The following is a 5,061-nucleotide window of genomic DNA, read 5'->3' on the forward strand; positions in this document are numbered from 1 at the left end:
GCCGAGTATGGCAACGCCCGCAAGGCCGGCACCGTGGTCCGCTTCGTCAACGACATCCTGCTGTCGGCGCCGTCCATCGTGCTGGGCCTGTTCGTGTACACGCTGTACGTGATGCAGACCGGCGGCAACTTCTCGGCGTTCGCCGGTGCGCTGTCGCTGGCCTTCATCGTGCTGCCGGTGGTGGTGCGCACCACCGACGAAATGCTGCGCCTGGTGCCCTCGCAGATGCGCGAAGCGGCCCTGTCGCTGGGCATCCCGCAGTGGAAGGTGATCGTGCAGGTGCTGTACCGCAGTGCGTCGGCAGGCATCATCACCGGCATCCTGCTGGCCCTGGCCCGCATCTCCGGCGAGACCGCACCGCTGCTGTTCACCGCCTTCGGCAACCAGTACTGGAACAACAACATCTTCCAGCCGATGGCTTCGGTGCCGGTGGTGATGAACCAGTTCGCCGGCAGCCCGTATGAATCCTGGCAGGTACTGGCCTGGGCCGGTGCCCTGGTGCTGACTGTCTTCGTGCTGCTGGTCAGCCTTGCCGCCCGCGGCATCCTGCTGCGCAACCGTATCTCCCATGACTGACCTTTCCGTGGATAACGCCATGAACGACCTTTCCAACGCCGTGCCGATGCAGCGCATCGCCGTGCCGTCCTCGCACGAGAGCCTGCACACGCCGTCGCCGGTGAAGCTGGCTGCGCGTGGACTGGACTTCTACTACGACAAGTTCCACGCCCTGAAGGGCATCAACCTGGAAATTCCGGAAAAGCGCGTGACCGCGCTGATCGGTCCTTCCGGTTGCGGCAAGTCCACGCTGCTGCGCATCTTCAACCGCATCTATGCGCTGTACCCGAAGCTGGAGGCGCGCGGTGAAGTGCTGCTGGACGGCGAGAACATCCTGTCGCCGAAGTACCCGATGAACCGCCTGCGCAGCAAGGTCGGCATGGTGTTCCAGAAGCCGGTGCCGTTCCCGATGACCATCTTCGAGAACGTGGCCTACGGCATCCGCCACCACGAGAAGCTGAGCAAGGCCGATATGGCAGACCGCGTCGAGCAGGCGCTGCGCCAGGGCGCGCTGTGGGACGAAGTGAAGGACAAGCTGGGGCAGAGCGCACTGGGCCTGTCCGGTGGCCAGCAGCAGCGCCTGTGCATCGCCCGTGCCGTCGCCCTGCGCCCGTCGGTGCTGCTGCTGGACGAGCCGACCTCGGCGCTGGACCCGATCTCGACCAGCCGCATCGAGCAGCTGGTGGAAGAACTCAAGCACGAGTACACGATCGTGATCGTCACCCACAACATGCAGCAGGCTGCGCGCGTGTCCGACTACACCGCCTTCATGTACCTGGGCGACCTGATCGAGCACGACCGCACCGAAGTGATCTTCTCGCAGCCGTCGCAGCGGCAGACCGAGGACTACATCACCGGTCGCTTCGGCTGAAACGTCAGTCGAGCGTGGCTCGACTCTCCAGACAACGTCAGTCGAGCATGGCTCGACTCAACAGAGCGGAACAACCATGAACCTTCCCAACGACCACATCGTCAAGAGCTACGACGAGGAGCAGCAGCGCCTGGTGGCCGAAATCGTGCGCATGGGCGAGATGGCCGTCGCCCAGCTCGAAGCGGCGATGGACGTGATCGAGAAGCGCGACGAGAACGCCGCCCATCGCATCATCGCCAACGACGAAGCGATCGACGCGCTTGAGCAGCAGATCAGCCACGACGTGATGCGCCTGGCGCTGCGTGGGCCGATGGCGCGCGACCTGCGCGAGATCCTGGCTGGCCTGCGCATCCCGGCCGACATCGAGCGCATCGGCGACTATGCAGCGAACGTGGCCAAGCGCTCGATCGCGCTGGGCAAGGTGCCGCCGCTGCCGCAGATCCAGGGCCTGCGCGCGCTGGGCCGCCTGGCCGCGCAGCAGGTGCGCCGTGCCATCGCCGCCTACCGCGACAACGATGCCGAGGCCGCGCTGGCACTGCGCGAGGACGACGCCCGCCTGGACGCCCAGTACACCGCGCTGTTCCGCGAGCTGCTCACCTACATGATGGAAGACCCGCGCAACATCACCCCGTGCACCCACCTGCTGTTCATGGCCAAGAACCTGGAGCGCGTGGGCGATCACGCCACCAACATCGCCGAGAACGTGTGGTTCCTGGTGCACGGCGAGCAGCCGCTGCCACCGCGTGAAAAGCGCGACGAGACCTCCAGCACCGGCCAGCCCTGACGCTGCACTGCAACACCGGAGTCGACTCCAAGGTGGCCGCTGTCCTGTGACAGCGGCCTTTCTTTTTTTGCGGTGTTCCACCCGCGTTGTGGGCGCCGTGCTTGCCCGGCGCAGACCTTCCGGATGCTTCTGTAACAAATCTCACGAAAATTTGAGTTCTTGGCGAGGATTCGTTGAGTAGGATCGCTGCACCATCGATTCACCCCGGGCACCTGCCCACCACCCAGGAGTAAGACCGATGAGCAGTTCCAACAAGACCCTGTCCCTGCTGACCGCTACCGCCCTGGCCGCCGGCCTGGGCATGACCGCCAGTGCCTCGGCCCTGAGCATGAGCGACCTCGCCCAGGGCTACCTGGTGGCCGGCCAGGCGGCCAAGGCCAGCACCGATGCCAAAGCCGCCGATAACAAGATGGCCGCTGACGCGACCAAGCACGCCGAAGGCAAGTGCGGCGCCGACGGCAAGAGCGGCGAAGGCAAGTGCGGTGCCGACAAGGGCAAGGCTGCCGGCGCAGCGGGCGCCAAGGCCAAGGTCGGCGACACGAAGTCGGCTGAAGGCAAGTGCGGCGAAGGCAAGTGCGGTGGCAAGCACTGACGCCCGCGCCAGCCTCGTCCACCCGCGGTCGCCGCTTCGTGCGGCGGCCGCCGGGTTGGGCCTGCGCCGGGCGCTGCTGCAGGACCTGCGTGACGCCCCGGAAGGCGACTTCGACTTCCTCGAATGCGCACCGGAGAACTGGATCCATGTCGGCGGCCCGGCCGGTGATGCCCTGGCCGAACTGGCGCAGCGCCATCCGCTGAGCTGCCACGGCCTGTCGCTGTCGCTGGGCGGCAGTGCACCACTGGATACCCAGCTGCTGGAACAGGTCGGCCGGTTCCTCGAAAAGCACCGCGTGCCGCTGTACAGCGAGCACCTCAGCTACTGCAGCGACGACGGCCACCTGTACGACCTGCTGCCGATTCCCTTTACCGACGAAGCCGTGCGCCATACCGCGCAGCGCATCAGCCGCGTGCAGGACCTGCTGGGCCGTCGCATCGCAGTGGAGAACGTGTCCTACTACCTGGCACCCGCGCCGGCGATGGACGAACTGGCCTTCACCAATGCCGTGCTTGCCGAAGCCGACTGCGACCTGCTGCTGGACGTCAACAATGTCTACGTCAACGCCTGCAACCACGGCTACGATGCCGATGCCTTCATCGCCGGCCTGCCTGCACGGCGCATCGTCTGCCTGCACGTGGCCGGGCACCTGGACGAGGCACCCGACCTGAAGATCGATACCCACGGCAGCGCGGTGATCGATCCGGTCTGGGCGCTGCTGGCGCGTACCTATGCACGCATCGGCCCGCGCCCCACCCTGCTCGAACGCGATTTCAATTTCCCGCCCTATGCAGAACTGCAGGGCGAACTGCAGACCATCCGCCGCCTGCAGGCCACACATGCCGGGGCGGCACATGGCTGATTCCGCCGACACCCTGCGCGCGCAGCAGCACGCCTTCACCGCGCACCTGCGCAACCCGCAGGCGGTACCCGCACCGGCCGGACTGGAGCCACGCCGGGTCGCGGTATATCGGCACCTGCTGTTCAACAACCTGCTCGGCCTGTTGAGCAACGGTTTCCCGGTCTGCGTGCGCCTGCTTGGCGAACCGGCCTGGAGCGCCCTGGTACGCCACTACTTCGCCACCCATCGCTGCCAGACACCGCTGTTCACCGAACTGGCCGCCGAGTTCGTGCAGTGGCTGCAGGCGCAGCCGCAGCTGCCGCACCCGGCGCTGGCCGAACTGGCCCACTACGAGTGGGTGGAAACCGCGCTGTACCAGCTGCAGGCCGAACCGCTTCCTGCGCCTGGCGATACTGATCCACTTCGGGTGCCGCTGCGGCGTTCGCCGCTGGCGTGGCCGCTGCTGTACCAATGGCCGGTGCACCGTCTCGGTGCAGAGGATGCGCCGACCCAGCCCCTTCCAGAACCCACCGGCCTGCTGGTCCGCCGCGAAGCCGACGGTGAAGTGCGATTCGCCGCGCTCAGCCCGCTGGCGGTACACCTGCTGGCGAGCATCGGCGAACGGCCCGGCCTGGAAGGACAGACGTACCTGCAGCAGCTGGCCACCTCGCACGGGCTGGCCGAGGACGTACTGGCCGAGCCCGGTGCCGCACTGCTGCTGCAGTTCCTGCAGGCCGGCGTGATCGGCCCGCTCGCCCCCCCGCCCTGACGACTCTTCCACTGGAGATCCAACGATGAACCTGCCGCTCCTGGCCGCCGCGCGCGGCCGGCTGGACCGTCTCGCCCCCTGGTTGGCGCCGCTGGGCCTGCGCGTGCTGCTGGCCTGGGAATACTTCGAATCCGGCCGTGAGAAGCTGCACGGCCAGAACTGGTTCGCCGACCTGCAGGGCGCCTTCCCGTTCCCGTTCAACCAACTGCCTGCTGCCCTGAACTGGCAGCTGGCCACCTGGTTCGAACTGGTCGGCGCGGCCTGCCTGCTGTTTGGTTTCGTTACCCGTTTCGCCGCCGCCAGCCTGCTGGTGCTGACCGTGGTGGCGACCTATGCGGTGCATTGGCCGATGCAATGGAATTCGCTGGGTGACCTCGCGATGGGGTATGCCATCAGCGACCAGGGCTACGGCAACTTCAAGCTGCCGGTGCTGTTCATGGCCATGCTGCTGCCGTTGATCTTCACTGGCGCCGGCAAGCTGAGCGTGGACGCCTGGTTGGCCCGGTGGCAGCCATCGGTCACGACGGCACGGCCTGCGTTGCGCTAGATGCCGACCGTGGTTGGCGCGCCGTGTGCCAACCAAGGTTGGCACCTACCGGAATCCAGAGCGTGCGGTGCCCGGTAGGTGTCGACCTTGGTCGACACACGC

The 5,061-nt window shown here is 66.7% G+C and carries 7 protein-coding genes; all 7 read left to right on the forward strand.

Going from position 1 to position 5,061, the window contains the following annotated elements:
- Positions 1-576, forward strand: a 576-nt coding sequence (gene pstA, locus ABGA94_RS15305) for a phosphate ABC transporter permease PstA (RefSeq protein ID WP_375367697.1), incomplete at its 5' end; no start/stop codon positions are given.
- A gap of 19 nt (positions 577-595) precedes the next feature.
- Positions 596-1,426, forward strand: a complete 831-nt coding sequence (pstB, locus tag ABGA94_RS15310) for a phosphate ABC transporter ATP-binding protein PstB (protein ID WP_005408788.1) — start codon at positions 596-598, stop codon at positions 1,424-1,426.
- Positions 1,427-1,502: 76 nt separating this feature from the next.
- Complete coding sequence (gene phoU, locus ABGA94_RS15315; RefSeq protein ID WP_005415893.1) at positions 1,503-2,210, forward strand: phosphate signaling complex protein PhoU; 708 nt, start codon at positions 1,503-1,505, stop codon at positions 2,208-2,210.
- A 238-nt stretch (positions 2,211-2,448) separates the two neighbouring features.
- Positions 2,449-2,802: a hypothetical protein gene (locus ABGA94_RS15320; protein ID WP_375367700.1), complete on the forward strand. Its 354-nt coding sequence runs from the start codon at positions 2,449-2,451 to the stop codon at positions 2,800-2,802.
- The gene (locus tag ABGA94_RS15325) at positions 2,789-3,664 is read left to right on the forward strand and encodes a DUF692 domain-containing protein (protein ID WP_012479633.1); all 876 of its coding nucleotides are present in this window, start codon (positions 2,789-2,791) and stop codon (positions 3,662-3,664) included. Before ABGA94_RS15320 ends, ABGA94_RS15325 begins: the two co-directional genes overlap by 14 nt.
- Positions 3,657-4,412, forward strand: coding sequence for a DUF2063 domain-containing protein (locus ABGA94_RS15330; protein WP_012479632.1), 756 nt, complete (start codon positions 3,657-3,659; stop codon positions 4,410-4,412). Before ABGA94_RS15325 ends, ABGA94_RS15330 begins: the two co-directional genes overlap by 8 nt.
- A gap of 25 nt (positions 4,413-4,437) precedes the next feature.
- On the forward strand, positions 4,438-4,959 hold the full coding sequence (locus tag ABGA94_RS15335) for a DoxX family protein (RefSeq protein ID WP_197598930.1): 522 nt from the start codon (positions 4,438-4,440) through the stop codon (positions 4,957-4,959).
- Positions 4,960-5,061 lie beyond the last annotated feature (102 nt).

Source organism: Stenotrophomonas sp. 3diitr2024 (assembly GCF_042136455.1).
Taxonomy (GTDB): Bacteria; Pseudomonadota; Gammaproteobacteria; order Xanthomonadales; family Xanthomonadaceae; genus Stenotrophomonas; species Stenotrophomonas sepilia.